General features: G+C 61.3%; 24 protein-coding genes. 3 read left to right on the plus strand and 21 right to left on the minus strand.

What is annotated here, in order from left to right; translation table 11 throughout:
- The first annotated feature begins 30 nt into the window (after positions 1–30).
- Together J2Y90_RS08060 and hemE are read left to right on the plus strand one after the other, a co-directional pair.
- Positions 31–1449, plus strand: a complete 1419-nt coding sequence (locus J2Y90_RS08060; protein ID WP_253498246.1) for an FAD-dependent oxidoreductase — start codon at positions 31–33, stop codon at positions 1447–1449.
- 239 nt (positions 1450–1688) lie between these two features.
- The gene (gene hemE, locus J2Y90_RS08065; protein WP_253498249.1) at positions 1689–2756 is read left to right on the plus strand and encodes a uroporphyrinogen decarboxylase; all 1068 of its coding nucleotides are present in this window, start codon (positions 1689–1691) and stop codon (positions 2754–2756) included.
- 177 nt (positions 2757–2933) lie between these two features.
- Here hemE and J2Y90_RS08070 read toward each other — a convergent pair whose 3' ends face one another.
- Positions 2934–4208, minus strand: a complete 1275-nt coding sequence (locus J2Y90_RS08070; RefSeq protein WP_253498252.1) for an MFS transporter — start codon at positions 4206–4208, stop codon at positions 2934–2936.
- Positions 4209–4326: 118 nt separating this feature from the next.
- Between J2Y90_RS08070 and J2Y90_RS08075 the strand changes: the two genes are divergently transcribed.
- Positions 4327–5238, plus strand: a complete 912-nt coding sequence (locus tag J2Y90_RS08075) for a LysR family transcriptional regulator (protein WP_253498255.1) — start codon at positions 4327–4329, stop codon at positions 5236–5238.
- Between the two features lie 138 nt (positions 5239–5376).
- Here J2Y90_RS08075 and J2Y90_RS08080 read toward each other — a convergent pair whose 3' ends face one another.
- The 20 genes from J2Y90_RS08080 to J2Y90_RS08175 all read right to left on the minus strand — a co-directional run bounded on the left by J2Y90_RS08080 (position 5377) and on the right by J2Y90_RS08175 (position 24446).
- Positions 5377–5772 carry a hypothetical protein gene (locus J2Y90_RS08080; RefSeq protein WP_253498258.1) on the minus strand — a complete coding sequence of 132 codons (396 nt, stop codon included), beginning with the start codon at positions 5770–5772 and terminating at the stop codon, positions 5377–5379.
- A 707-nt stretch (positions 5773–6479) separates the two neighbouring features.
- Positions 6480–6890, minus strand: coding sequence for a hypothetical protein (locus J2Y90_RS08085; RefSeq protein ID WP_253498261.1), 411 nt, complete (start codon positions 6888–6890; stop codon positions 6480–6482).
- Between the two features lie 417 nt (positions 6891–7307).
- Positions 7308–8111, minus strand: a complete 804-nt coding sequence (locus tag J2Y90_RS08090; RefSeq protein ID WP_253498264.1) for a hypothetical protein — start codon at positions 8109–8111, stop codon at positions 7308–7310.
- Between the two features lie 25 nt (positions 8112–8136).
- Complete coding sequence (locus J2Y90_RS08095; RefSeq protein ID WP_253498267.1) at positions 8137–9363, minus strand: beta-ketoacyl-ACP synthase; 1227 nt, start codon at positions 9361–9363, stop codon at positions 8137–8139.
- A complete protein-coding gene (gene fabG / locus J2Y90_RS08100; RefSeq protein ID WP_253498270.1) occupies positions 9363–10091 on the minus strand; it encodes a 3-oxoacyl-ACP reductase FabG in 729 nt (242 codons plus the stop codon). Before fabG ends, J2Y90_RS08095 begins: the two co-directional genes overlap by 1 nt.
- Complete coding sequence (locus tag J2Y90_RS08105) at positions 10084–10548, minus strand: hotdog family protein (RefSeq protein WP_253498273.1); 465 nt, start codon at positions 10546–10548, stop codon at positions 10084–10086. Before J2Y90_RS08105 ends, fabG begins: the two co-directional genes overlap by 8 nt.
- On the minus strand, positions 10545–11741 hold the full coding sequence (locus tag J2Y90_RS08110; RefSeq protein ID WP_253498277.1) for a beta-ketoacyl-[acyl-carrier-protein] synthase family protein: 1197 nt from the start codon (positions 11739–11741) through the stop codon (positions 10545–10547). The genes J2Y90_RS08105 and J2Y90_RS08110 overlap by 4 nt, the downstream gene beginning before the upstream one ends.
- Positions 11738–12331, minus strand: a complete 594-nt coding sequence (locus J2Y90_RS08115) for a hypothetical protein (protein WP_253498280.1) — start codon at positions 12329–12331, stop codon at positions 11738–11740. Before J2Y90_RS08115 ends, J2Y90_RS08110 begins: the two co-directional genes overlap by 4 nt.
- A complete protein-coding gene (locus tag J2Y90_RS08120; RefSeq protein WP_253498283.1) occupies positions 12331–13056 on the minus strand; it encodes a class I SAM-dependent methyltransferase in 726 nt (241 codons plus the stop codon). Before J2Y90_RS08120 ends, J2Y90_RS08115 begins: the two co-directional genes overlap by 1 nt.
- Positions 13053–14300, minus strand: coding sequence for an NAD(P)/FAD-dependent oxidoreductase (locus J2Y90_RS08125; protein WP_253498286.1), 1248 nt, complete (start codon positions 14298–14300; stop codon positions 13053–13055). The genes J2Y90_RS08120 and J2Y90_RS08125 overlap by 4 nt, the downstream gene beginning before the upstream one ends.
- Positions 14287–15450 carry a sodium:proton antiporter gene (locus J2Y90_RS08130; RefSeq protein ID WP_253498289.1) on the minus strand — a complete coding sequence of 388 codons (1164 nt, stop codon included), beginning with the start codon at positions 15448–15450 and terminating at the stop codon, positions 14287–14289. Before J2Y90_RS08130 ends, J2Y90_RS08125 begins: the two co-directional genes overlap by 14 nt.
- A complete protein-coding gene (locus tag J2Y90_RS08135; RefSeq protein ID WP_253498291.1) occupies positions 15447–17777 on the minus strand; it encodes an MMPL family transporter in 2331 nt (776 codons plus the stop codon). The genes J2Y90_RS08130 and J2Y90_RS08135 overlap by 4 nt, the downstream gene beginning before the upstream one ends.
- On the minus strand, positions 17761–18363 hold the full coding sequence (locus tag J2Y90_RS08140) for an outer membrane lipoprotein carrier protein LolA (protein ID WP_253498294.1): 603 nt from the start codon (positions 18361–18363) through the stop codon (positions 17761–17763). The genes J2Y90_RS08135 and J2Y90_RS08140 overlap by 17 nt, the downstream gene beginning before the upstream one ends.
- On the minus strand, positions 18360–18785 hold the full coding sequence (locus tag J2Y90_RS08145) for an acyl-CoA thioesterase (protein WP_253498296.1): 426 nt from the start codon (positions 18783–18785) through the stop codon (positions 18360–18362). Before J2Y90_RS08145 ends, J2Y90_RS08140 begins: the two co-directional genes overlap by 4 nt.
- Positions 18778–20322 carry an HAL/PAL/TAL family ammonia-lyase gene (locus tag J2Y90_RS08150; RefSeq protein ID WP_253498299.1) on the minus strand — a complete coding sequence of 515 codons (1545 nt, stop codon included), beginning with the start codon at positions 20320–20322 and terminating at the stop codon, positions 18778–18780. The genes J2Y90_RS08145 and J2Y90_RS08150 overlap by 8 nt, the downstream gene beginning before the upstream one ends.
- Positions 20303–21250: an LpxL/LpxP family acyltransferase gene (locus J2Y90_RS08155; protein ID WP_253498302.1), complete on the minus strand. Its 948-nt coding sequence runs from the start codon at positions 21248–21250 to the stop codon at positions 20303–20305. The genes J2Y90_RS08150 and J2Y90_RS08155 overlap by 20 nt, the downstream gene beginning before the upstream one ends.
- Positions 21247–21981: a glycosyltransferase family 2 protein gene (locus tag J2Y90_RS08160; RefSeq protein WP_253498305.1), complete on the minus strand. Its 735-nt coding sequence runs from the start codon at positions 21979–21981 to the stop codon at positions 21247–21249. Before J2Y90_RS08160 ends, J2Y90_RS08155 begins: the two co-directional genes overlap by 4 nt.
- Complete coding sequence (locus J2Y90_RS08165) at positions 21974–23653, minus strand: acyl-CoA synthetase family protein (protein WP_253498308.1); 1680 nt, start codon at positions 23651–23653, stop codon at positions 21974–21976. Before J2Y90_RS08165 ends, J2Y90_RS08160 begins: the two co-directional genes overlap by 8 nt.
- A complete protein-coding gene (locus J2Y90_RS08170) occupies positions 23650–24195 on the minus strand; it encodes a hypothetical protein (RefSeq protein WP_253498310.1) in 546 nt (181 codons plus the stop codon). Before J2Y90_RS08170 ends, J2Y90_RS08165 begins: the two co-directional genes overlap by 4 nt.
- Positions 24192–24446 (minus strand): acyl carrier protein, encoded by a 255-nt coding sequence (locus J2Y90_RS08175; protein WP_016772026.1) that lies wholly within the window; start codon positions 24444–24446, stop codon positions 24192–24194. Before J2Y90_RS08175 ends, J2Y90_RS08170 begins: the two co-directional genes overlap by 4 nt.
- Positions 24447–24454: the final 8 nt, after the last annotated feature.

Below are 24454 nucleotides of genomic sequence, written 5' to 3' on the forward strand. Positions count from 1 at the left end.
GCGCCTGAAGAGTTTGATGAGGTTTTAACAATGGCTGAACGTCTGAATAACGACTTCCAGTTCATCGATGTCGGGCGCAAGGATCCGAAGAAGAAACTGTTGCGTCAACGCAAGAAAGAGTTCGTCGAAATCTACGAACCGTTCAAACCCCAGCAGTCGGCCGATCAGGCTCACCGCTGCCTGGGTTGCGGCAACCCGTATTGCGAATGGAAGTGCCCGGTGCACAACTTCATTCCCAACTGGCTGAAACTGGTGGCCGAGGGCAACATCCTGCAGGCCGCCGAGCTGTCGCACCAGACCAACACCCTGCCGGAAGTCTGCGGCCGGGTGTGCCCGCAGGATCGTCTGTGCGAAGGTGCCTGCACCCTCAACGACGGCTTCGGCGCGGTGACCATCGGTTCAGTCGAGAAGTACATTACCGACACCGCGTTCGCCATGGGCTGGCGCCCGGACATGTCCAAGGTCAAACCGACCGGCAAACGTGTCGCGATCATCGGTGCGGGCCCGGCGGGTCTGGGTTGTGCCGACGTGCTGGTGCGTGGCGGCGTGACCCCGGTGGTGTTCGACAAGAACCCGGAAATCGGCGGTTTGCTGACCTTCGGCATCCCCGAGTTCAAGCTTGAGAAGACCGTGCTGAGCAATCGTCGCGAAGTCTTCACCGGCATGGGCATCGAGTTCCGTCTCAACACCGAAGTCGGCAAAGACGTGACCTTGGAACAACTGCTCGCCGAGTACGACGCGGTGTTCATGGGCATGGGCACCTACACCTACATGAAGGGCGGTTTTGCCGGTGAGGATCTGCCGGGCGTTTATGACGCACTGGACTTCCTCATCGCCAACGTCAACCGCAACCTGGGCTTTGAAAAGTCGCCGGAAGATTTCGTCGACATGAAAGGCAAGAAGGTCGTGGTCCTTGGTGGCGGCGACACGGCGATGGACTGCAACCGCACCTCGATCCGTCAGGGCGCCAAGTCGGTGACCTGTGCCTATCGTCGTGACGAAGCGAACATGCCCGGCTCGCGCAAAGAGGTGAAGAACGCCAAGGAAGAAGGCGTGAAATTCCTCTACAACCGCCAGCCGATTGCAATCGTCGGGGAAGACAAGGTCGAAGGCGTCAAAGTGGTCGAGACCCGTCTCGGCGAACCGGACGCCCGTGGCCGTCGCAGTCCTGAGCCGATCCCGGGTTCCGAAGAGATCATCCCGGCCGACGCCGTGGTCATCGCCTTCGGCTTCCGCCCGAGCCCGGCGCCGTGGTTCGAACAGTTCGAGATCCAGACCGACAGCCAGGGCCGCGTTGTTGCGCCCGAGCAAGGTCAGTACAAGCACCAGACCAGCAACCCGAAAATCTTCGCCGGTGGCGACATGGTGCGCGGTTCCGACCTGGTGGTGACGGCGATCTTCGAAGGGCGCAATGCGGCTGAAGGGATTCTCGATTACCTGGGTGTCTAACTAACGACGCAGTCCCTTGTAGGAGTGAGCCTGCTCGCGATAACGGTAGATCAGTCACCTGATGCAGTGACTGAAACGCCGCTATCGCGAGCAGGCTCACTCCTACAGTTGTTTTTGGGCGCTGCAAATCCTGTATTCCAACACAGTAAATTGACCCGATAGACAAAAGGCTGACCCACATCCGTGCCTTTTGCCTCGCGCTCTGAGAAAATGCCCGCACTTTTTTTCCGGATGCCGACATGACTGCCCTGAAGAACGACCGTTTCCTCCGCGCCCTGCTCAAGCAACCCGTTGACGTCACCCCTGTGTGGATGATGCGCCAGGCCGGTCGCTACCTGCCGGAGTACCGCGCCAGCCGCGCCCACGCCGGCGACTTCATGAGCCTGTGCATGAATCCGGAATTCGCCTGCGAAGTCACGATGCAACCGCTCGACCGCTACCCGCAACTGGACGCGGCGATCCTGTTTTCCGACATCCTCACCATCCCCGATGCCATGGGCCAGGGCCTGTACTTCGAGACCGGTGAAGGCCCGCGCTTCAAGAAAGTCGTCAGCACACTGGCTGATATCGAAGCTCTGCCGATCCCTGATCCGCACAAAGACCTCGGCTACGTCATGGACGCGGTCAGCACCATCCGTCGCGAGCTGAACGGTCGGGTGCCGTTGATCGGTTTCTCCGGCAGCCCGTGGACCCTGGCGACTTACATGGTCGAAGGCGGCTCGTCGAAAGACTTCCGCAAGACCAAAGCGATGCTCTACGACAACCCGCAAGCCATGCACCTGCTGCTCGACAAGCTGGCGCAGTCGGTGACCGCATACCTTAACGGCCAGATCATGGCTGGCGCACAAGCGGTGCAGATCTTCGATACCTGGGGCGGCAACCTGTCGGCGGCGGCGTATCAGGAATTCTCGCTGGCCTACATGAAGAAGATCGTCAGCGGCCTGATTCGCGAGAACGACGGTCGCAAAGTGCCGGTGATTCTTTTCACCAAGAACGGTGGCCTGTGGCTGGAAAGCATCGCCGACGCCGGCGCTGACGCCCTCGGCCTGGACTGGACCTGCGACATCGGCAACGCCCGCGCCCGCGTTGGCGACAAGGTTGCGCTGCAAGGCAACATGGACCCGACCGTGCTCTACGCCAAACCGGAAGCGATCCGCACTGAAGTCGGGCGCATCCTCGCCAGCTACGGCAAGGGCAGCGGCCACGTGTTCAATCTCGGCCATGGCATCACCCCGGAAGTCGATCCGGAACATGCCGGCGCGTTCCTGCGTGCAGTGCATGAGCTGTCGGCGCAGTATCACGAGTGATCAATGCCCGATAAAAACGCCCGGCTAAATGCCGGGCGTTTTTGTTTGCGCGATTGAGTGTCGAGCGCCGTTCAAATGTAGGAGTGAGCCTGCTCGCGATAGCGGCGAGCCAGACGCTGAATGTATTGGCTGACCCACCGCTATCGCGAGCAGGCTCACTCCTACAGGGGGTTTCTGTCAGGCTTTAACACCCTGCAACGGCGGCAACTTCGCCAGCTTCAACGCCACCAGTAGCGCCACGACTAGCAATGCCCCAATAAACAAACCAATCCCGTTCCACCCGCCCAGATGCCAGAACACCCCGCCCGCCGTCCCGGCAATACTCGACCCGGCGTAATAGCTGAACAGATACAGCGACGACGCCTGACCCTTGGCTTTCAACGCCCGTCGGCCGATCCAGCTGCTCGCCACCGAATGCGCGGCAAAGAAGCCGAAGGTAAACACCAGCATGCCGACGACCACCAGCCACAATGAGGTGAACATGGTCAGCGCCAGCCCGGCGAACATCAGCGCAATGGTCGCCCACAATACTTTGCGCCGTCCCAGTTTATCCGCCAGCGAACCGATCTTCGCTGAGCTGTAAATCCCGGACAGGTAGACCACCGAGAGCAAACCGACAAACACCTGATCCAGGTTGTACGGCGCGGCCAGCAAGCGATAGCCGATGTAGTTGAACAGCGTGACAAACGCGCCCATCAACACAAACGCTTCAAGAAACAGCAACGGCAGACCGGCATCGCGAAAGTGCATTGTGAAGCCGTCGAGCAAGCTTCGCGGGTGCAATGAGCGAGAGCGGAAATTGCGCGACTCGGGAAGAATCTTCCAGAACACCGCCGCTGCGACCAGCGCCAGACCGCCAATCACCAGCATCGCCGTGTGCCAGCTGACAAAGTCGATCAGCACGCCGGTGATCAAGCGTCCGCTCATCCCGCCGATCGCGTTGCCGCCGATGTACAAACCCATTGCCAGGCCGATGTGTTGTGGATGGATTTCTTCGCTCAGATAGGTCATCGCCACCGCTGCCAGGCCGCTCAATGACAGGCCGATCAGCGCGCGCATGATCAATACACCGTGCCAGCTCGGCATCATCGAACTGGCGATGGTGCACAACGCGGCAGCGAACAGCGCCGCGACCATCACCGGTTTACGGCCGATGCGGTCGGAAATGGGCCCGGTGATCAGCAGACCAATGGCGAGCATGCCGGTGGCCACCGAAAGAATCAGGCTGCTCTGCGCCGCGTTGATTCCGTACTCGTGGGACAGCAGCGGCATCATCGGTTGCACGCAATAGAGCAGCGCGAACGTCGCAAAGCCGCCACAGAACAGCGCCAGCACCGTGCGCATGAACGCCGGCGTGCCTTTTTCGATGTAGATCTCCTGCAGCTCGGCGAGGGCATCGTCGTCGGCTGCGGGCGGGATTTCGTGGGCAAGGGGCGCGACAGCAGTTTTCACTTCAGACCTCGGAAAGCACAGCCGGGCAGGCAATGAAAAAATCATATAGCTGGCTAATGTTTCTATCCAATATATTGTTCGACCTGTTTGATAGCTTTGACGACCTATTGGAGCTCCCATGGAACTGCGTCATCTGCGTTACTTCATTGCCGTCGCCGAAGAGTTGCATTTCGGCCGCGCCGCGCAGGTGCTGGGCATTTCCCAGCCACCGCTGAGTCAGCAGATTCAGGCGCTGGAGCAACAACTCGGCGCGCGATTGTTCGAGCGTACCAATCGTCGGGTCGAGTTGAGCGAGGCAGGCAGGTTGTTTCTGCAGGAGGCGCGGCTGGTGCTGGCGCAGGTCGATAAAGCGGCTGACGTCGCCCGGCGTGCGCAGCTTGGCGAGCTTGGCGAACTGAAGATTGGCTTCACTTCTTCGGCACCGTTCAACTCGACCATTCCGCAGGCGATCTTTTCCTTTCGTCAGCGGTTTCCGGCGGTGCATCTGAATCTGCGCGAGATGAGCAGCACCATGGTCGCCGATGCCTTGGTGGACGAGTCGATCGAAGTCGGCATCATGCGCCCGCTCGGTTTGCCGGATTCGCTGAGTGTGGTGGAGTTGATGCGTGAGCCGTTGGTGGCGGTGCTCAGCTCCAAGCATCCGTTGGCCCAGGGCAGCGACGAAGGCCTGTTTCTCTCGGCGCTGGCGCTGGAGCCGTTCGTGTTTTTTCCGCGCAGCTACGGCAGCGGGCTGTATGCGCAATTGCTGAGTCTGGCCCGCGATGCCGGATTCAGCCCGCACTTTGCCCAAGAGGCCGGCGAGGCGATGACCATCATCGGTCTGGTTGCAGCGGGGCTTGGGGTTTCGGTGCTGCCGGCGTCCTATCAGCGGATGCGCATCGACGGCGTGGTCTACCGCCCGCTGCTGGATCCCGAAGCGATTTCAGCGGTGTGGCTGGTGCAGCGCAAGGATCAGAAATCGCCGATGGCCAAGGCTTTTGTCGAACTGCTTACGCGCAAGGTTGAGCCGCTGACTGCGTGCAGGTTTTAAAAAACCTCGCTTAAGTTGAGATTGGATTGAAAGCAAAAGGGCGCTTGATTGCTGGCGCCCCTTCACTCGATCGAGGTTCTTCGATATCAGGTCAAGGTGATGATAAGCCTGATCGGTTAGCGATAAGCCTGATCAATGCTATTGGTTTCTCTCGACAGATATCGAGACGGCGCAATACATCGTTTTACCTTGGACTTCGTGCTTGACGTTTTGCTTATACGGTTGATGACCCTCGCGGAACATTTGACCATCATGACTTTCTTGCATGAATGGAGGCTCCTGGTCCAGGTACAGATATTCTTTGATCGTAGATACAAAATTATCAAGCGAGACATTGATATCAGACCCGTTCGCCTCAACCGAAAGGTCGAAGCGATAGCCGATGTTTCCCGCCTGCCGTTGCTCGAAGTACCAGAGCTTCGCGCTTTTGCTTCTTATATCTTTATAGCTATCTCCGGTGACATCCACCATGAGTTTTTGAATTTGTTCTTTGAGCTTTTGCGGGGTTTTCAGAATAATTATTTCGTCGTTCATGATATGTCCTCATCAAAAAATAGTCAGGATGCGTGCCTCGAGCCCATTGCTGAAGGTGTCGGGCTTGGGTTGGCAGGTTAGATGCGCCGTACTGTCATTACACCTGTCAGAAATGACAGTCCTTTAGACCCGTTCGCACTAGCTGTCTGGAAAATTCATCGCGGTCGTTATAACTTGATGAGGAGTCAGATTCGTTATTCGTTATTCGTTATTCGTTATTCGTTATTCGTTATTCGTTATTCGTTATTCGCTATGGGGCGCTTCAGACGCGGATACACCGACAATTTCGATGTGGTTTCGGTACGCGAGCTGAATGCTATTGAAGGACCTAAAGGAACATCAGCATGTTCAGCGTGCTTCATCGATCGCCGATGGCCAAGGCGTTTGTCGAATTGCTTATGCGCAGGGCTGAATCTTTGTGAAGGCTGACGACCCTTCGCGAGCAAAATCTCTCCCACATTAGACCGCCTTCAACTGTGGGAGCGGGCCTGCTCGCGAAGAGCGCAGAAACGGCAGCCGTACGTTTAAACAATGCCGGCTAAGGTAACCGCACAAACCCTAGCTGCAACGCGACAGACGATGAAACTTGCTGATCAATCTACAACGTCGAATTTACCGACGACTCGTAGCAACAGTTTGACGAGAATTATGAATATCGCTCGGCTTGCCTCGCCAGCTTAATCCGTATGGAAACTTCGATTTTGGAGTTAATGTTTCGGGAAGTGCGCGATAGATCCGATTGAAAACCCTGGTTGTGTCTCAGTCAGTTGTTCGCTTATAAATATCTTGCATCTCATTGTGGTAAGGTTGTGAGTTGTTTCGACTTCATATTCAGTTTCAAGCATTGATGAATGAGTGTCTTCATAACAGAATTCCTCAATATACTTGTCGAGAGATATTGGGGCCGAAGAACCATAGGCGGTTACTCTGATTGTCAACAAGGGATGATCTGGAAAGGGGAAGAGCTCATGTTTCCGGGCCGGATTCCGGGCTTCCAGATCGAAGCTGTATGTTACCTTTTTTTCAACTGTTTGATTGGCAGTGTTAAAGTTGCTTGTAGCTGTTTCCATCATTTCTACCAGGCAATCCTTAAGTTGGGCTTTGTTTTGTATATTCATTTCCGATGACTCCAATTAGTTTGTCGGGATTTGTTGTGGGTGATGCGTCCCGAAAATTTAAAATAGGCCGGCAGGGTTTTTTTTACACCTGTCAACCTTGACAGTTTTTTAGAATATATTTTTTATAATTCCGCTTGCTTTGGTGGGTTTTGGCATAAGCGAGTTTCTAGACGTAAGTCGAATGATTGACTAGGCACGCAATGAGGCAATATCGATCAGCGCCCGGTTCATTACTTCAGAAAGTGAGGTCAGCTTGATCGGAACCCCATCAACGCCAGCGCTGGGAGGGCAACAGTTGATGGCGCTGACAAGCTCCTTGTTTTTTCAGATCGCAGAAAAGCGAATGCCCCGAAAAGTCGGGGCATTCGCTTTTAGACGGGACAAATTGCTTTGTACACGTTCTAGTTAGTCAATTATTCAATCCACGTGCGCCAAATCACCACGCAACGCCACGCTCGACACTACCATCCCGGCACGGCACTGGAATTTCTCGGTGTCTTTGTACAGGTCGCGCTGGTCGACGCTGGCGATGTTGATCACGGCATTGGCGTCGGCTTTTTTCGCTGCGTTCTGCAAGGTTGCCAAGGCCGATTGCAGGGCCCAGAAACAGGCGTCTTCGTCGGACTTGTTCGAGCCGTTGGTCTTGCGGCTGCTGCTCACGGTGTCGAGTTTGCGCACCTGTTTTGGCAGGGTTTCGCCGGCCAGGTAGAACTTCACGCTGCCGTCGAGCAGGCCGGCGTCTGTGGCGCGTTTGACGCCTTCGCGGAAGCTCAGGTAGGTCGGCTCGTCCGCGCCTTGTTTGACGATGCCCAGATCGTTGACGAATTCGATGTCCGGGTTGATCGACAGCTCCTTGAGCACATTGTCGCGCAGGCGGTTGACCCAGCGGTTGTAGTTGCCGTGTATCTTGCCATCCCTGGCGTCGAGGCCGTAGCTGCTGCGGTAGTCGATCTCAAACGAAGTCGGGGTAAACGGAATATCGACTTCGGCGTGATGGCGACCGCGTACGGTGATCGCCGCTTTGATCATGCCCGGACGCACCGATTGCACGACCCATTGGCGGTCGTTGAGCGCGGTGACAATGGCGCGGCTCATCTGCTGCTGGGTAAAGCCGAGGTTGGGTGAGAACTCTTCCTTGGCGTTGTAAACCGGTTTGCTGGTGCAACCGCCGAGCACAAAAGCCAGTGCCAACAGAGCGGCGATGCGGTGAAACTGAGTCATTCCCTTCACTCCTAAGGTGTTGCGGTCAGTGCCAGCGGCGGAAAATCAACGAGGTGTTGACGCCACCAAAAGCGAAATTGTTGTTCATCACATAGTCGTGATGCATCTGGCGGAATTCGCCGCGCAGGTAATCGAGCTTGCCGCAGTGCGGGTCGATCTCGTCGAGGTTGAACGTGTGCACGTACAGGTCGCGGTTCATCATCTCGATGCTGAACCACGACTCCAGCGCGCCGCAGGCACCGAGCGTGTGGCCGAGGAAACTTTTCTGCGAGCTGATCGGCATGCGCTCACCGAACAAACTACTGGTCGCCATTGTTTCGGCAATGTCGCCCTGTTCTGTAGCCGTGCCGTGACCATTTACATAACCGATGGCATCCGGTGCCAGGCCAGCGTCTTCCAGCGCCAGCTCCATGGCGCGACGCATGGTCACCTGTTCCGGGCGGGTGGTGTGCTGACCGTCGGCGTTGCTGCCGAAACCGACGATTTCAGCGTGGATGTGTGCGCCACGAGCGAGGGCGTGTTCCAGCTCCTCAAGCACCAGCATGCCGCCACCTTCGCCGATCACCAGGCCATCGCGGCCCTTGTCGTACGGGCGTGGGCTGGTCTGCGGTGCATCGTTTTTCAGGCTGGTGGCGTAGAGCGCGTCGAACACCATGGCTTCGGTCGGGCACAGTTCTTCGGCGCCGCCAGCGAGCATCAGCGGCAAACGGCCGAACTTGATCGCCTCGTAGGCGTAACCGATGCCCTGACTGCCGCTGGTGCAGGCGCTGGAGGTCGGAATCAGGCGTCCGGTGAGGCCAAAGAAGATGCTGATATTGGCGGCGGTGGTGTGCGGCATCATCCGTACATACGAGTTGGCATTCAGCCCCTCGGCCACCGAGTTGAGCAGCATGTTGCCGAAAGCCTTGATCTCGTCAGTGCTGCCGGTGGACGAGCCGCAGGCAACGCCCATGCGCCCGTCCTTGATCGATTCGTCGCCGAGCAGGCCAGCGTCGGCCAGGGCTTGTTCCGCCGCCCCGACTGCCAGTCGCGAGACCCGGCCCATGCTGCGCAATTGCTTGCGGGTCCAGTGCGACGGCACGACAAAGTCATCGATGGGGCCGGCCAGACGCGTGTTGAGCTCAGTGAAACGATCCCACTCGTCCATGCGGCGAATGCCGCTGCGGTTGGCCGCGAAGTTGCCGGCGATGGTCTGCCAGTCGCTGCCCAGCGAGGTGATGCCGGCCATGCCGGTGACGACGACGCGCTTCATCAGCACAGGCCTCCGTTGACCGCCAGGACCTGGCGGGTGATGTACGAGGCTTCCGCCGAGATCAGGAAATTCACCGCAGCGGCCACTTCTTCAGGGCTGCCCATGCGTTGCGCGGGGATCATTTTCATCAGTTCTTCCACCGGTACGTTTTCGTCGAGCATGGCCGTGTCGATCAGGCCCGGGGCGACGCAGTTAACGGTGATTTTGCGCTTGCCCAGCTCGATCGCCAACGCCTTTGCCGCGCCGATCACGCCGGCCTTCGACGCGCTGTAATTGACCTGGCCACGGTTGCCGATCAGGCCCGACACCGAGGTGATGCAGACAATGCGTCCGGCGGCGCGACGACGGATCATCGGCATCATCACCGGGTGCAAAACGTTGTAGAAGCCGTCGAGATTGGTGCGCAGGACCACGTCCCAATCGTCATCGCTCAGGGCTGGAAACGCGCCGTCGCGGGTCAGCCCGGCGTTAAGTACCACGCCGTAATAGGCTCCGTGGTTTTCGACGTCGGCTTCGAGAATGCTTTTGCAGGTTTCGCGGTCGGCGACGTCGAATTGCAGGATGCGCGCACGGCGGCCCAGCGCTTCGATTTCCGCCTGCACCGCTTGGGCTTCGGTCATGCCGCTGCGGCAATGCAGGACGATATCGTACCCGGCCTGCGCCAGACGCAAGGCAATGGCGCGGCCGATGCCACGGCTGGAGCCGGTGACCAGTACGGATTCAGTCATCGTGCGACTCCTTTGTCTGTTGCAGATAGTGGTTGGCTTGCGGCGGACGGTACACGTTCAGGCGAGCGCTGGCATGAATGCCGTCACCGTGGATATGGCACTCGAATACGCCCATGCCGTTATCGTCTTCCAGTGAGCGCAGGCCATGGATGGTCAACTCGCTGCCCGCAGGAAACGTGTCGACGTTGCACTCGAACTTGCGCGTGCCGAGGAGAAAGCCCAGCGCCACCGGATTGCCTTTCTGCCGTGCGTGGCAACCGGCGAAAGCGGCGACGCTCTGCGCCATCAGCTCGACGCCGACCCAGGCCGGCAGGCTGCCGTCGGGCAGGTTGAACAGACCGTCGGGCTTGACCGTGAGGCGGGTGAAAATCTGCTCATCGTCGAAGCGCTCGATCGCGTCGATCAGAATCATGTCGCCGGCATGCGGCAGCAGTTCGGCGAGCGGCCAGTGGCTCATGGAGCGTCTCCGATTATCAGGCTGACATTGTTGCCGCCGAAGGCAAACGAGTTGCTCATCAGGTAGCGCGGTGCAATGGACGTCAGGCGCTCGCTCGCGGTCACCCACTTGAGTGGCGGTAGCGCGGGATCGGCCTGGCCGTCCCAGATGTGCGGCGGCAACGCCTGCTCAGGGTTGTCGGCGCTCAGGCTCAGCCAGCAGAACGCCGCCTCCAGCGCGCCAGCCGCGCCGAGGGTGTGGCCGGTCAGCGGCTTGGTTGACGAGCAGGCGACGCCTTGGGGAAACAGCGCCGCGACCGCCAGACTTTCCATCGCGTCGTTGTGCTGGGTGGCGGTGCCGTGCAGGTTCAGGTAGTTGATTTGCGCGGCTTGCAGAGCGGCGCGGCCAAGGGCTTTTTGCATCGCTTGCAGGGCGCCGCGACCGCTCGGCTCTGGCGCGGAAATATGGTGCGCGTCCGAGCTGGCACCGGCGCCGAGCAAGGCGATGCCCGGGCCGTCGTTGCGCCGTTTGCTCATCACGAACAGCACCGCTGCTTCGCCGATATTGATGCCGTTGCGGTTGGCTGAAAAAGGATTGCAGCGTTCATCTGAAACGGCTTCCAGCGAAGAAAAACCGTTCAGGGTGAGCTTGCACAGACTGTCGACGCCGCCGCACAGCACCGCATCGCACAAGCCCAGATCGAGCAGACGCTGGGCACTCATCAAAGCGCGGGCGCTGGAAGTGCAAGCAGTGGAAATCACGTAGGCCGGGCCGCTCAGTTGCAGCCACTCGGCGAGCAAATTTGCCGGAGCGCCGAGTTCCTGCTGGCGATAGTCATACTCGCGGGGAAACTCTTGCTCGCGGATGTAATGCGCCAGACCACGGCTGGCCTCGTCGATGCCCGACGTGCTGGTGCCGAGCACCACGCCGATGCGTTCACGGCCATAGGTCTGGATCGCGCGGTCGATGTCGTCACGGATCTGCAGGGCGGCTTCCAGCAGCAGTTGGTTGTTACGGCTGCTGTGCTCGATCAGGTCGGCAGGGATTGCCGCCAGTACGCCGTGCACGCCGGCGACGGGCAGCTCACGTTCAGCGACCCAGCCGGACTCGCGGCGCATTCCCGAACAGTCGCCGGCAAACAGATTGCGCGCGACTTCAGACTTGTCGCGGCCCAGGGCGCAGATCACGCCGAGGGCATTCAGGTAAGCGGTCATGGCGTCGATTCACCTAACTGGGAAACGCGGTAGTGCGGGCCTTGAGGCAGATTCAATTCGAAGCTCAACGGTTGTGAATAACGGATGTCCCAGCGCGCCGGCAGTGAACGCTGATCGGCCTGTTGCCGGGCGTCGGGATAATTGCGCAGCAGCTCGGCAGACGGCGTCAGGGCAAACAGCAATGCGGCGAACAACTCCCGCGCCTCGGGATTGGGCGGTAGCAGACCGTCGGCCTGCCAATGCCCGTCGATCAGTTGCTGACGCGCCTGGGGAATGCCCAGCGGATCCATCATCGACCAACGCGTGCCGGCGCCTTCGCGCTGGATCACCAGCAGCCAGTCCTGACGCTGCCCGGCTTGCTCGCGCTCGATGTGCAGTTGCAGTGGCAGAGGCAGTGTAGGGTTGGCCGCTGGCAGCGGTGGCTGGCTGGCGCAGGCGCTGAGCAACAGGGCGCAGAACACCATCATCAGACATGCCACAACCTTTGTAGGAGTGAGCCTGCTCGCGATAGCGGTCATGCATTCAAAATAGTCATTGGCTGACCCACCGCTATCGCGAGCAGGCTCACTCCTACAGGTTATGCGTTGCATCAGATAGCACCTGCAAGCGGCTTGCGCGCGACGACATTCACCAGCGTCTCTTCCCGCTCGCCGAATGGCTTGGGTTTGCTCAACCCCAACCTCTCCAGCAAGCCAAAGTCCTTCGACCGGCTCCACCACAGATACGGATAGGACACATTACGCTCGGCAAACTCGAAACCCTGCTCGCGGATCATCTGCAGATACCCGGCGGCGCTCTTCTGTACGTGCATCGGATGGCGGAACAGCCAGCGAATCACCCAGGTATCAATGTAAGCCTCGGTGGACTCGGCGAACAGCAGATAGCCGCCCGGCTTGAGCACGCGATAGAACTCGGCCAAGGCCTTTTCCTGCTCGACCAAGTGGTGGAAGGTCTGGTGACAGAACAGCAGATCGACACTAGCATCGGCGATCTGGAGCGTAGCGCAATCGCTGCCGATCAACTCGACTGGCAGGCCCAGGCGCGCGGCCTCTTCGGCGCTGAGCTGCAAACTGCGCGGGTCGGCGTCGACGCCGATCAGGCGCTGCGGGGCAAAGGTCTGGCGCAGGTGACCGAACGACTTGCCCTGACCGCAACCGGCGTCCAGCAGCACCGGGTGTTCCGGCAGCGCTTCACTGAATAATCCACGCAAATCGTTGATCGCCACGCGCAGCACGTGGTGCTGCCAGGTGTGGCTGCGCAGGAACCAGAAGCCGAAGCGGGTTTCCTCGACGTAACTGTCGCTCAGGTAATTCATGGGTTGTCCTGCGCGCAGAGTTCGGAAATCATCTTAAGCCGGCGCCGCGCTTCGCTGACGAACGGGTTGCGCTCGTCCCAGGCGTAGCCGGCGAGGATCGAGCAGATCATCCGGCGAATGTCCGCCTGGCCGTCCTCGTAGAAAATCACGTCCTGGAAGGTGCCGGCGTACCAGCCTTCGACGTAGCAGCGAAAGGTGTCGACGCCGCGTTTCAGCGGTTCGGCAAATTCCCGTTGCCAGTCGACCGTTTCACCCTGCAACTGACGATGCAGCACGCCGGCGGCCATGCTCGCCGAACGCATGGCGATGGTCACGCCGGAGGAAAACACCGGATCGAGGAATTCTGCGGCGTTGCCCAGCAGCGCGAAGCCCGGGCCGTGCAGGGTTTTCACGTTGGCCGCGTAACCGCCAAGGGTGCGCGCCGGAGTGTCCCAGACCGCGTTGTTCAGAACCCCGGCGAGGCTTGGCGTTTCGGCGATGAAACTGCGCAGGCAGGCATCGAGATCGCTGTCGCGGCCCTGGAAATGCTCCTCGGCCGCCACCACGCCCACCGAGCAGCGGCCGTTGCTGAACGGAATGGTCCAGAACCACACATCGCGATGCTCGGGATGGGTGGTGACAAGGATCTTTTCGCGGTCGAACGCCGGGTTGTCGATGTGATCTTCGACATGGGTGAACACCGCCTGACGCACCGGGAAATTCGACGGTGCTTCGAGGTCGAGCAAGCGCGACAACACGCGGCCGTAGCCGCTGGCATCGAGCACGAAATCGGCCTCCACGCGGTACTCGCTGCCATCTTCGCGGCGCACCTCGAGTTGTGGTTTCGCCTGATCGAAATCGACGCTGACGATCGCATCGCCATAGCGGATCTCCGCGCCTTGCAGCGCCGCTTGATCGGCCAGCAACTTGTCGAAATCGGCGCGCTGCACCTGGAACGTGGTCGGCTTGCCGGCGGTGAAGGTGTCGCTGAAATCGAAGGCGCTGTAGCGCTCGCCCCAGGCAAACGCCGCGCCGGTCTTGCGCTGGAAACCAGCGGCGTTGACGGCGTCGAGCATGCCGGCTTCTTCGACGAAATCCAGGCAGTGGCTGAGCAGGCTCTCGCCAATGGAGAAACGGGGGAAGTGTTGGCGCTCGAGCACCAGCACATCGTGGCCCTTGCGTTTGAGCAGGGCGGCGGCGATAGCGCCGGACGGGCCGGCACCGATGATCACGACCTGACGGGATTCCATTTCAACGATTGGCACGTGAGCTCCGGGGCAGAGGACTGTTCAGATTCAGGGGCGCGCGATGCAGGCCGATCAGGGCCGGCAGCAGCGTCGCGATCAGGCCCATCAGCATCAGCGCGAAATACAGCGCCGGAGTGATGAGCTGTTGTTGCAACAGCAGATTGAGAAAGACGATTTCGCTCAGGCCGCGAATGTTCAGCAGCACGCTCTCGCGCCAGCGGCTGGCGCCAGCGAACGAGGCGCCAGCCCAACCGAGGCCGAGCCAGTTGCCGAGCAGTTTACTGGCGATCGGCAACAGCAGCAGCGCCGCCCATTGCCCGGCGCCAAGACTGGCCAGGGCGCTGTGCACGTCGATCTGAACGATGCCGAACGTGAGGATCAGCGGGATCGCGATCCACGTTTGCAAACGGCTCATCCAGCGCGCCGGCAGCGGCAGCACCAACGGCACTTTCAGCAGCGCCATGCACAGCAGATAGCCGATGCCGAAAATCAGCGCGTTGAGTTTGTAATGCTCGGCCAGCACCAGCAGGGCGAAGAAGCCGAGGCTGTAAGTCAACGGACGGCGCACTCGCAGCACATACAAGAGCAGCGGCACGCCGGCCATGGCCACGGGCAGTAAAAGGCTGCTGAGGTGCAGGCTCCCCTGGGCGAGGCCGAACAGCGTCCAGCAGGTCAGATCGATGAGGATGGCGGTCTGCACCAATCGACGAGTGGCGGCGGGCGGGTAATCGATGTGGCGCAAGTACAGGTACAACACCGGGATTGCGGTAATCGCGAACACCAGTCCGATGGCCAGCGAGTTGAGCCACGGCTGCGCCGGCAGCAACCAGTACGCGACCGCCAGCCCGCAAGCGAACGGCACAGCGAAACTCGGCACAGCGATTTTCACACTCTGGCGGTCCAGACGCAGGTCGATCACATCGCTGAGGATATGCCCGAGCAACAAGGCGAAACTCAGGCTGTAAAGATTCTTCAGCCAGTGCGGCGCGATCAATTGTGCGCCACCGAGCTGCCAGCCCGGCTCGATCCAGAAGTACATCAACAGCGGCAAACCGAAGCTCGCCAGCAGCAACTGACTGACGATCGGGATCAGGCCGAAACGGCGGCCTAGCCGGGTCGCCAGGGCAAACAGCGCCAGGGCCAGCAACCAGAAGCCGACAACCATCATGCTGCTGTCTCCGCAACCGCTTCATGGCGCCCGGCCCACGGCGCGAGCATGAAGCTGAACGCCAGACCGAGGCTTACCGACAGGCCGAAATTGCTCACCGCAGGCGTGCTGGAAACCGCCAGCAGGCCGAACGACAACCACGTTGTCAGCGCCGCGAGCAGGGTGCCGAGCAGGCTCACCGCCGCGCCGCCAACCTGCTCACGCATGAGGATCGCGTAGTCGACGCTGATCGCCGTCACCAGCAGCAGGCCGAACAGGCTGAACAGGGTCAGCGGCTGCCCGAGCCAGCCGAGGCTGGCCAGACTGCACAGCGCCGCCAGCAGCGGCAGGGCGACGATACGCAGCGCGCCGGTCAAGCCGAACGGCAGGATCAGCACCAGCACGATCAGCACACAGGAGGCCAGTTTCAATTCGGCAGCGCTGATCTGCGTGGCGGCGAACACCTTGTTCAGATCACCGAGGCGATCAACTAGCACCACCCCCGGCAAGTCCAGCGCTTGCACGCGCAGCAACGACGGATTGTTCAAGCCTTGCAGGCTGGTCATCGCCGCAACGCCGTCTTCCGTCGGGCCGAGCCATAGTGTGCGATACGGCTCGCCGAGCGGGCCGGCCAGCGCCGCGTCGATGTCTTCGGCGGGCAGGGTCTGCAATTGCTGCAATTCGTTTTGCAAAGCCGCCGCTGGCACGCCGAGGTCGAGCAGCGGTTGCCAGAACGATGGCAGCCTGTTCAATGATTCGCGCACTTGCTGTTGCTGGCTCGGCGCGCTGACCAGTTGATCGAGTGCCAGAAAGCCCTGCAGCTTGTCCAGGTTGACCAGTTGCTGCAGACGCTCGCTCAGCGCCGCCTGGCGCTCAAGCAATTGCTCCTGATTGGCGGCGCGGATGAGGAAGAACTGGCTGGTCGGTTGGAAACCGGTGATGCGCGCGATGGTCTGCGCTTCGTCGGTCAGATGCTGCGGCGCCCCGACCCATTGGCGGATGTCGTTTTTGCTCTGCAACTGCATCAGGCCGCCAACGCAGAAGGCGATCAGCAGGGCCAGCAGCGCGGGCGTGCTTATGCAACCGAGCAGCGCTTCACGCAGCTGAATCAGGCGTTGGGCCAGACGCAGCGGCCATTGCGCCGGGCGCAGTTCGACATTTTTCAGCAACGCCGGCAGCAGACAGACCGCCGATAGATAGGCACCGAGCAAACCGGCGGCCGAAAACACCGCGATCTGCGTCAGTGCCGGGAACGGTGTCCACGCCAGCGCCAGATAGCCGATGACGCTGGTGATCAGGCTCAGGGTCAGCCCCGGCAAAGTCAGGCGCAGGGCCGGCCAGCTGCGCCAGGGCTTGAGACTCCAGCTTTTGGACAAATAGTGCAGCGGGTAATCGACGGCGACGCCGATCAGGCTCGAACCGAGCACCAGCGTCATCACATGCATGTGACCGAACAGCGCCACGCAGGCCACCGCGCCGAACAGCATGCCCACCAGCACGGGAACGAAGGCCAGCAGCACGCGCCAGCGACGAAACGCCAACAGCAGCAACAGCAGAATGCCGACCGTGGCACCACCGCCGACCCAGGTCATTTCGCGGGTGGCCTGTTGCTGGCCGTTGGCGGCGTAGAGCAGGCCACTGGCGGCGAGCAACTGCACGTCGCTTTGCGCCGCCTGTTCGCGGCTGTGCTGGAGCAGATCCGCGACCTGCAGCGGCAGGTTCATGTCGAAGGCGTTGCCGGTGGTGCGCGCACGCAGCATCACCCAGCTCTTGCCGTCGGCATCGGCGACCAGTGCGCCGCTGCCGATGTCCAGTTGCACCGCGCCGTGTTTCGGCTGGCTGTTCTGGATGCGCCCGGTCAGGCCCAGCCAATCGTCCTGACTCGGCACCAGGGTAAAGCCGTTGAACGGGTCGAACAGCGCCTGCACCCGCTGCTGGACGAAAACCTCGGGGTGTTCGCTGAGCAGTTGCCGATCATCCGCCGAGAGCATCGCCAGTCGCCCTTGCAGCAATTGCGTGCGCAGCGCCGGCAAGTCGGCTTGCAGGTTCCACTGCACGGTTTCGAACAGACCACTGGCCCGCCATTGCTCGCCCAATTGCCGGGCCATGGCCAGTGCTTGCTGGCGATCAGCATGGCCGACCAGCACCAGCATTTCGCGGTTGAGCGGTTCTTGCATACGCTGCTCGGCACGCAATTCCAGCGCGTCGGGATTGGTGCCGGGCACCAGCTCCATGAGATTGGCCGACAGCGGCGCACCGTCGCGCCACTGCCAGGCAGCCAGCGCGACGACGGCCAGCAGCAGGCTCAGAAACAGCCAGGGCAGCCTGCGTTCACTCGGCAAAGTCATGTTGCTCCGCTTCGCTCAGAGGTTGCTCGGCGGTGCTGTCCTGCATGCGCAGCAGAGTGCTGTCGCCCTGGGTTTCCAGCAGCTCGATTGCTTGCACGAGGGCGCCACCGTCGATATTGATTTGCTTGAACACTTGCTTGAGCAGCACCGAGCGCGGCGTCAGGGTCAGTTGCCACTGCTGCGCCGTGCCGCTCAGGGCCAGTTCGAAATCCCGCTGCAGACCGCTGCTGTCACCTTGCAGCACGGCGAGGAACAGGCGGTTCTGCTCGGCGCCGGCGCTCTTGTTCGGCAGCAGTTGCCAGCCGTTGTTGTCGCGGCGTGCGATGCCTTTGGCGGTGATCCGATAATCCTGTTGCAGCGGAGTTTTCAATAGCCACAGCAGGCCATGATTTTTGGCGAGGACGAAACTGCCCTTGCTGATCAGCGGCTGCGGCAGGGCGCGCAGGTGTTTTTCCTGAATGAACTGGCCGTGGATAACGTCCGGTTTCGCCAGTTGTTCACTGAGTTGTTGCAGGTCGAAGGCATTGGCCCATGACGACACGGCCAGCAGCGTCAACACGCCAAGGCTTCTGAAAAACACATTCATCGCAGCATCCTTTCCACGGCATCGGTGAAGACTTTCGGTGAAGCCAGCTGCATCTCGCGGCTGCTGACTTCCACGGCGACCTGCACCGAGCTGGCGCGGGTCAGGCGTTCGCCGCTTTGCAGGTCGGTGATCAGGTAATTGATCTTCAGGCGGTTTTCCCACTCGACCAGGCTGGCGCGCACGTTCAGCCGTTGGCCGAACACCGCGCTGCGCACGTAGCGCAGTTGCAGGTCGATGATCGGCCAGGCGTAACCGGACTCGACCATCTGCGTGTAGTTGTGGCCGATCTTGTCCAGCAGCGCGCAGCGCGCCACTTCGAGGTATTTGACGTAATGGCCGTGCCAGACCACATGCATGGTGTCGACGTCGAAAAACGGCACCAGAATCTCGGTATCGGCGTGAATCACTCCGGCACTACGCATGCAGCCTCCAGTGTTGCGCGGCGATGCGTTGCAGGCACAGGCGCAGTTCGCCTTCCAGCGCGCGGTCTTCGATGACCGGCGGGAAGTCTTTGCCCAGCTCTGCGTGCATCGCCGCCAGTGCCGGCGGCAGCGGACGCGCATCGAAGGCTTGAGCGCGCAGCCACACGCCCTGATTGGCGGCGAGCAGCGTGGCGGCGGCGACCTGCTCGGTCAGCTCCAGCACGCGAATCGCATCACGGGCGGCGATGGTGCCCATGCTCACCTTGTCCTGGTTGTGGCACTCGGTGGAGCGCGAGAACACGCTGGCCGGCATGGTATTTTTCAGCGCTTCGGCGGTCCAGGCACTGGTGCCGATCTGCACCGCCTTGAAGCCGTGATTGATCATCGCCCGATCGGCGGGCGCGCCGGACAGGTTGCTTGGCAAACCGTGGTTGTAGCGCTCGTCGACCAGCAGCGCCAGTTGCCGATCGAGCAGATCGGCGACGTTGGCCACAAGGTTTTTCAGGCTGTCCATGGCGAAGGCGATGTGGCCGCCGTAGAAGTGCCCGCCGTGCAAAACCCGCTCGGCTTCGGCGTCGATGATCGGGTTGTCGTTGGCGCTGTTCAGCTCGGTTTCGATGAAGCCGCGCAGCCAGTTCAGGCTGTCGGCCAGCACGCCGAGCACATGCGGCGCGCAACGCAGCGAGTAACGATCCTGCAGACGATGCAGCGGTGCAGTCGGCGCGTCGATCGCCAGATCCTTACGCAGCCATGCGGCCACCTGCATCTGCCCCGGATGCGGTTTGGCGGCGAACAGGCGTTCGTCGAAGTGCTCCGGATTGCCTTGCAGCGCGACGACGTTGAGCGCAGTGATGCGCGTGGCCAGTTGCAGCAGGTAATCGGCGCGAGCGAAAGCGAGGCAGGCGAGGCCGGTCATCACCGCTGTGCCGTTCATCAGCGCCAGCGCCTCTTTCGGACGCAGCACCAGCGGTGTCCAGCCGAGCTCGCGATGCACGTCGGCAGCCTGACGACGTTCGCCACGGAGCATCACCTCGCGCTCGCCGGACAGGGTTGCGGCGACGTAGGACAGTGGCGTCAGATCGCCGCTGGCGCCGACAGAGCCTTCTTCGGGAATAAGCGGCAGGATGTCGTATTCAAGAAACGCGTGCAGACGCTCCAGCAGCTCGACCCGAACCCCGGAGACGCCGTGACACAACGACTGCAAACGCGCCGCCAGCACCGCGCGGGTGGCTTGCGCGTCGAGCAGCTTGCCGAGGCCGCAACCATGGAAAGTATAGAGATGACGCGGTAGCGCCTCGACATGATGCAGCGGCACCGCGACCACGCAGGAATCGCCGTAACCAGTGGTGACGCCGTAGATCACGCCTTCCTTGTCCAGCAGCGAATCGAGAAACCGCGCGCCCTTGGCGATGCGCTCGCGATAGTCGGCGTCAGCCTGCAACTGCACGGGCGCCTGACGGTTGGCCAGGGCCAGCACGTCTTCGATGCGCAAAGGGCGTTCGCCGAAGGTTACCGGCTCATGGGTTGGCGTCGTCATCGGTTTTCCAGAAAGGGTAAAAGTTGAACCATTGCTGCGGGGCTTCGAGGCAATAGTGACTCAGGCGCTGCGCGTAGCGGGTGGCCCACTGATGAATGACCTGCTCGCGCTCGCGGCGCGTCCACACCACCGCGTCGGCGAACGGTTCGAGGGTCAGGCGATAATGGCCGTCGGGTTGCTTGAGGCACATCAGCAGATTGACCGGGCACTTGAGCAGACCGGCCAGCAACCACGGGCCTTGCGGGAACGGCGCCGGGTGGCCGAGAAAATCCACAGTGACACTGCGCCCGCCGTGCAGCGGCACGCGGTCGCCGGCGATCGCCAGCCATTCGCCGCGCTCCAGGCGTTCGTGCAGTTGCAGCATGATCACCGGGTCGAGTTCGCTGACCTGGATCAGGCGCAGGTTGGTCGCCCCGGCCTCACCAAGCAAGCGGTTGAACTGCTCGGCGTGCTTGGTGTGCACCAGCACGTTCATCGTGACCTTTTCGCCGATCTCCGCCAACGCCCGGCACACTTCGAGATTGCCCAGATGCGCGCCGACCAGCAGTTGCCCGCGACTGCCGCGCAACTGCTTGCGCAGCAGCGCCGGGTCGATGATCTCGATCTGCTCGATGCTCAGTTTGCCGTTCCACACATCGAGCTTGTCGAGCAGCGAATCGGCAAATGTCATGAACTGGCCGAACACCCGCCAGTGGCTCGGGCGCAGGTCGTCACGCTGACTCCACTCGGCCAGACGCTGCTGGTACTGCCAGGCACTGCGCCGGGCGATGCGGCCGAACAGGAAAAAATACAGCACGATGGCGTACAGCAACGGACTCAGCAGGCGCCGGCCAAGCACTTTGGCGGCGAATGCGGTGAATTTCATCAGCAGGAAACTGCCGCGCTCTTCGCGGTCGGCCCAGTGCTTTTTGTCGGCTTCTTCGCTCATGGTTTCCACCGCCGCCAGAGGATCAGCGGCCAACGCAGCAACATGCCGAAGAACAGCCGCGTGTGCATGCTGGAAATCAGCGCGTTGTCGTGGAACAGGCGGAAGTGCGACACGCCGTCCAGCGGGTAGTGCACGCTGGTCTGCAACCAGCGCATCGGCTGATTGCGCCAGGCTAGGCGCACAAGAATGTCCGAGTCGAAATCCATGCGCTTGCCGACCTTGGCCGAGTCGATCACCGCCAGGGTCGGCGCCAGCGGATAAACGCGGAAGCCGCACATCGAGTCGCGAATCTGCAGCGAAAGGGTGTTGATCCACACCATCACGTGGGTCAGGTAGCGCGCGTACAAACGCCCTTTCGGCACGCTCTCGTCGAACAGCGGATAGCCGCAGATCATCGCCTCGGGATGGGCGCGGGATTCGCCGACGAAGCGCGCGACGTCGTGCAAATCGTGCTGGCCGTCGGCATCGACCTGCAAGGCATGGCTGTAGCCCAGACGCGAGGCTTCGCGCAGACCGGTCATCACCGCGCCGCCCTTGCCCTGATTGGCCGTGAGACGCACCAGAAAAACCCTGTCGCCCTGGGCCAGCGCATCGAGCACCCGCGCGCAAGACGGCTCGCTGGCGTCGTCCACCAGAATGCACGGCAGACCTTGCGCGAGCAGGGCATCGACCACGGTAGTGATCGCGGTTTCGTGGTTGTACACCGGGATTACGGCGCAGGGGTTATGCATGGGTAGGCCCCAACAAAATCCGCCCGCTGGAGCAGGTCGCCGTGTCGTTGCGATAAGCGAAATACAACTTGCCGCGCTCGGCATCGAAACGCAGGTGCAGCTGGATTTCATCACCGGGCCGCACCAGTTGCTGAAACTTCAGCACTTCCATTCCCGCAAATGCCCCGTCCAGATTCAGCAACTGCCGACCCAGATTCAGCGCCCACTCCACCTGCACCACGCCGGGCAAAACCGGCGCCTTGGGAAAGTGCCCGCTGAAGTACGCCAGATCCGGCGGTACGCTGAGTTGCAGGCTCCACTCGCCAGCGCTTTCGCTTTGCTCGAGCACTTCTGGAGCTTTCGGCCGCGCGGCCAGTAGCAACGCATCGACAGCGGCTTGCGCCAGTTTGCCCTGGCTGTTCAATGGCATTTGCCGCAGCAGGCGCCAGCGCCGGGGCAGGGCGAGGGCTTCGCAATGTTGGCTGAGATGTTTGCGCAGGGTTTCGGTCAGACCCCGGCGGCCGTGTTCGCGCAGGGCGAACAGACCAGATTCGCTGAGCACCAGCAGTGCACCGAGCGAGGCGCGGTTTTCCTGGACGATACCGAGGCGCGCTTCAGCGACCCAGTCATGAGCGACCAGCGCCTGTTCGAGCATCGGCAACGAGATGCGTTTTTCTTCCAGTTTGACGATTCGGTCGAGCCGCCCCAGCAGTTCGAAGCGACCGTCAGCGGCAATGCGCGCAGCGTCGGCGCTGTGTTCGACGTGGCCGGCAGGCAGGTAAGGCGAGGCGATCAGCAGGGCGCCGTCGCTATCCTGGCTCAGCTCGACGCCAGCGAACGCCTGCCACAACGATTCGCCCTGGCGCCAGGCGATGCCGCCGGTTTCCGAACTGCCGAGAATTTCCGTTGGCCATTGCTGCAAGCGCTGTTGCAGACTTTGCGCGGCCGCCAGCGGCAACGCGCCACCGGAAGAAAACACCCGGCGCACGGCACTCAGGGCCGGCCAGTCGAGGTTGTCGCCCATGCGCTTGAGCAGCGCCGGGCTCGCGACCCAGGCGAACGCCGGCTGTTCGCGGCTGGCGCGCTGCAAGTCTTCGGAGAACGCCAGTTGCCGGCGCACGAACGGGCGCCCGGCGCACAATGGCCACAACACGCGAAACAGCAGGCCATAGATGTGTTGCGTGGCGACACTGCCGATGATGCAAGCCTCACCGAGGTCTGCGCCCCACAGCTGTTCCAGCGCTTCGACTTCATTGGCCAACTGGCGCAAGGTCTTGTCGATGCGCTTGGGTTCGCCGCTGGAGCCGGAGGTGCACAGGCTCAGTCGGCATTGATCGAGATCCAGTTCGGCCCCTGGTAATCCGGGTTGGGTGAAGTCATCGAGCTGTGCGTCCCCCGGCTGATCGGTCAGCCACAGGTCGACTTCATGGGACCAGCGCTGGCGCGTCTGCGCTTGCAGATCCGCCGGCAGCAACACGCTGACGCCGGCACGCCACGCACCGAGCAGAGCGATGGCGAGGTCGGCGGCATCTTCCAGATGCACGGCCAGGCTTTTTACTGCGCGTGCTTGCAGGCCGGCGGCAACGCTCAAGGCCTGCGCTTGCAGTTGCGCGTGATCCAGTGCCGGCGCCTGGCAGATCGCCCGTGCCGGCATCGCCTTGAGCAACAGCTGCTCAAGTTTCATCCAATTCATGTACGGCCTCTTACCCGTTGTCGTATCAGCCATTCAATGGCAAACATCAGGCCGATCAATCCGTAGGAGATCAGGCCGGTGTACAACATCCACCAATCCAGCGGCGCCCACAGGGTGAGGAGGGCGGCGCACAAACCGTTGCAGAAGAAAAACACGCTCCAGGCCAGCGTGACCTTGCGCGTGTAGCGAATGGCGATGTCCGGCAGCTCCGGCTCGCGCAGGCGCGCCAGACGCTCGACCATTGGCGGGCCGTATTTCAGGCTCACGCCGAACAGCACCAGCATGAACGCGCTGATCAGCACCGGGTACCAGCGCAGCAATTGCGGGCTGTCGAACACCGCCAGCAACAGGCAGAACCCGATCGCTACGCAAGCCATCCACAGGCTGCCGGGTTTGCGTTCGCCTGTCAGGGCGCGCGCCAGCCACAGGCTGCCCAGCAGTAGCGCAAATTGCCACGGGGCGAAATGCTCCATGCCGAAATACACCGCAAAGGGGTACAGCAGACCGGCCAGCAGCAGGCCCAGGCCGATCAGGCGGCTCATGCGGCCGGTTGAACCAGACGGAACACCGCCTCGACCACGTCACCGACGGTGCGCACTGATTTGAATTCTTCGGCGGCGATCTTCTTGCCGGTCTGGCGTTTGATGTGATCGATCAGGTCGACGGCATCGATGCTGTCGATTTCCAGATCCTGATACAGATTGGCGTCCATGCTTACACGGGCCGGATCCAGTTCGAACAGCTCGACCAGGGCATCGCGCAGGGTGTTGAAAATATCGTCACGAGTTTGCATGGTCCGGT

This window comes from Pseudomonas koreensis (genome assembly GCF_024169245.1).
GTDB classification, from domain to species: Bacteria; Pseudomonadota; Gammaproteobacteria; order Pseudomonadales; family Pseudomonadaceae; genus Aquipseudomonas; species Aquipseudomonas koreensis_F.

What these genes read in the sequence shown, in the direction of transcription:
- J2Y90_RS08115 (WP_253498280.1), bottom strand. Translation starts at nt 12,331, where the DNA reads ATGCAACGCATAACCTGTAGGAGTGAGCCTGCTCGCGATAGCGGTGGG.
- J2Y90_RS08130 (WP_253498289.1), bottom strand. Translation starts at nt 15,450, where the DNA reads ATGATGGTTGTCGGCTTCTGGTTGCTGGCCCTGGCGCTGTTTGCCCTG.
- J2Y90_RS08140 (WP_253498294.1), bottom strand. Translation starts at nt 18,363, where the DNA reads ATGAATGTGTTTTTCAGAAGCCTTGGCGTGTTGACGCTGCTGGCCGTG.
- J2Y90_RS08120 (WP_253498283.1), bottom strand. Translation starts at nt 13,056, where the DNA reads ATGAATTACCTGAGCGACAGTTACGTCGAGGAAACCCGCTTCGGCTTC.
- J2Y90_RS08095 (WP_253498267.1), bottom strand. Translation starts at nt 9,363, where the DNA reads ATGAAGCGCGTCGTCGTCACCGGCATGGCCGGCATCACCTCGCTGGGC.
- J2Y90_RS08165 (WP_253498308.1), bottom strand. Translation starts at nt 23,653, where the DNA reads ATGAATTGGATGAAACTTGAGCAGCTGTTGCTCAAGGCGATGCCGGCA.
- J2Y90_RS08170 (WP_253498310.1), bottom strand. Translation starts at nt 24,195, where the DNA reads ATGAGCCGCCTGATCGGCCTGGGCCTGCTGCTGGCCGGTCTGCTGTAC.
- J2Y90_RS08150 (WP_253498299.1), bottom strand. Translation starts at nt 20,322, where the DNA reads ATGACGACGCCAACCCATGAGCCGGTAACCTTCGGCGAACGCCCTTTG.
- J2Y90_RS08155 (WP_253498302.1), bottom strand. Translation starts at nt 21,250, where the DNA reads ATGAGCGAAGAAGCCGACAAAAAGCACTGGGCCGACCGCGAAGAGCGC.
- J2Y90_RS08090 (WP_253498264.1), bottom strand. Translation starts at nt 8,111, where the DNA reads ATGACTCAGTTTCACCGCATCGCCGCTCTGTTGGCACTGGCTTTTGTG.
- J2Y90_RS08160 (WP_253498305.1), bottom strand. Translation starts at nt 21,981, where the DNA reads ATGCATAACCCCTGCGCCGTAATCCCGGTGTACAACCACGAAACCGCG.
- J2Y90_RS08080 (WP_253498258.1), bottom strand. Translation starts at nt 5,772, where the DNA reads ATGAACGACGAAATAATTATTCTGAAAACCCCGCAAAAGCTCAAAGAA.
- hemE (WP_253498249.1), top strand. Translation starts at nt 1,689, where the DNA reads ATGACTGCCCTGAAGAACGACCGTTTCCTCCGCGCCCTGCTCAAGCAA.
- J2Y90_RS08085 (WP_253498261.1), bottom strand. Translation starts at nt 6,890, where the DNA reads ATGAATATACAAAACAAAGCCCAACTTAAGGATTGCCTGGTAGAAATG.
- J2Y90_RS08135 (WP_253498291.1), bottom strand. Translation starts at nt 17,777, where the DNA reads ATGACTTTGCCGAGTGAACGCAGGCTGCCCTGGCTGTTTCTGAGCCTG.
- J2Y90_RS08075 (WP_253498255.1), top strand. Translation starts at nt 4,327, where the DNA reads ATGGAACTGCGTCATCTGCGTTACTTCATTGCCGTCGCCGAAGAGTTG.
- J2Y90_RS08110 (WP_253498277.1), bottom strand. Translation starts at nt 11,741, where the DNA reads ATGACCGCTTACCTGAATGCCCTCGGCGTGATCTGCGCCCTGGGCCGC.
- fabG (WP_253498270.1), bottom strand. Translation starts at nt 10,091, where the DNA reads ATGACTGAATCCGTACTGGTCACCGGCTCCAGCCGTGGCATCGGCCGC.
- J2Y90_RS08060 (WP_253498246.1), top strand. Translation starts at nt 31, where the DNA reads ATGGCTGAACGTCTGAATAACGACTTCCAGTTCATCGATGTCGGGCGC.
- J2Y90_RS08105 (WP_253498273.1), bottom strand. Translation starts at nt 10,548, where the DNA reads ATGAGCCACTGGCCGCTCGCCGAACTGCTGCCGCATGCCGGCGACATG.
- J2Y90_RS08175 (WP_016772026.1), bottom strand. Translation starts at nt 24,446, where the DNA reads ATGCAAACTCGTGACGATATTTTCAACACCCTGCGCGATGCCCTGGTC.
- J2Y90_RS08145 (WP_253498296.1), bottom strand. Translation starts at nt 18,785, where the DNA reads ATGCGTAGTGCCGGAGTGATTCACGCCGATACCGAGATTCTGGTGCCG.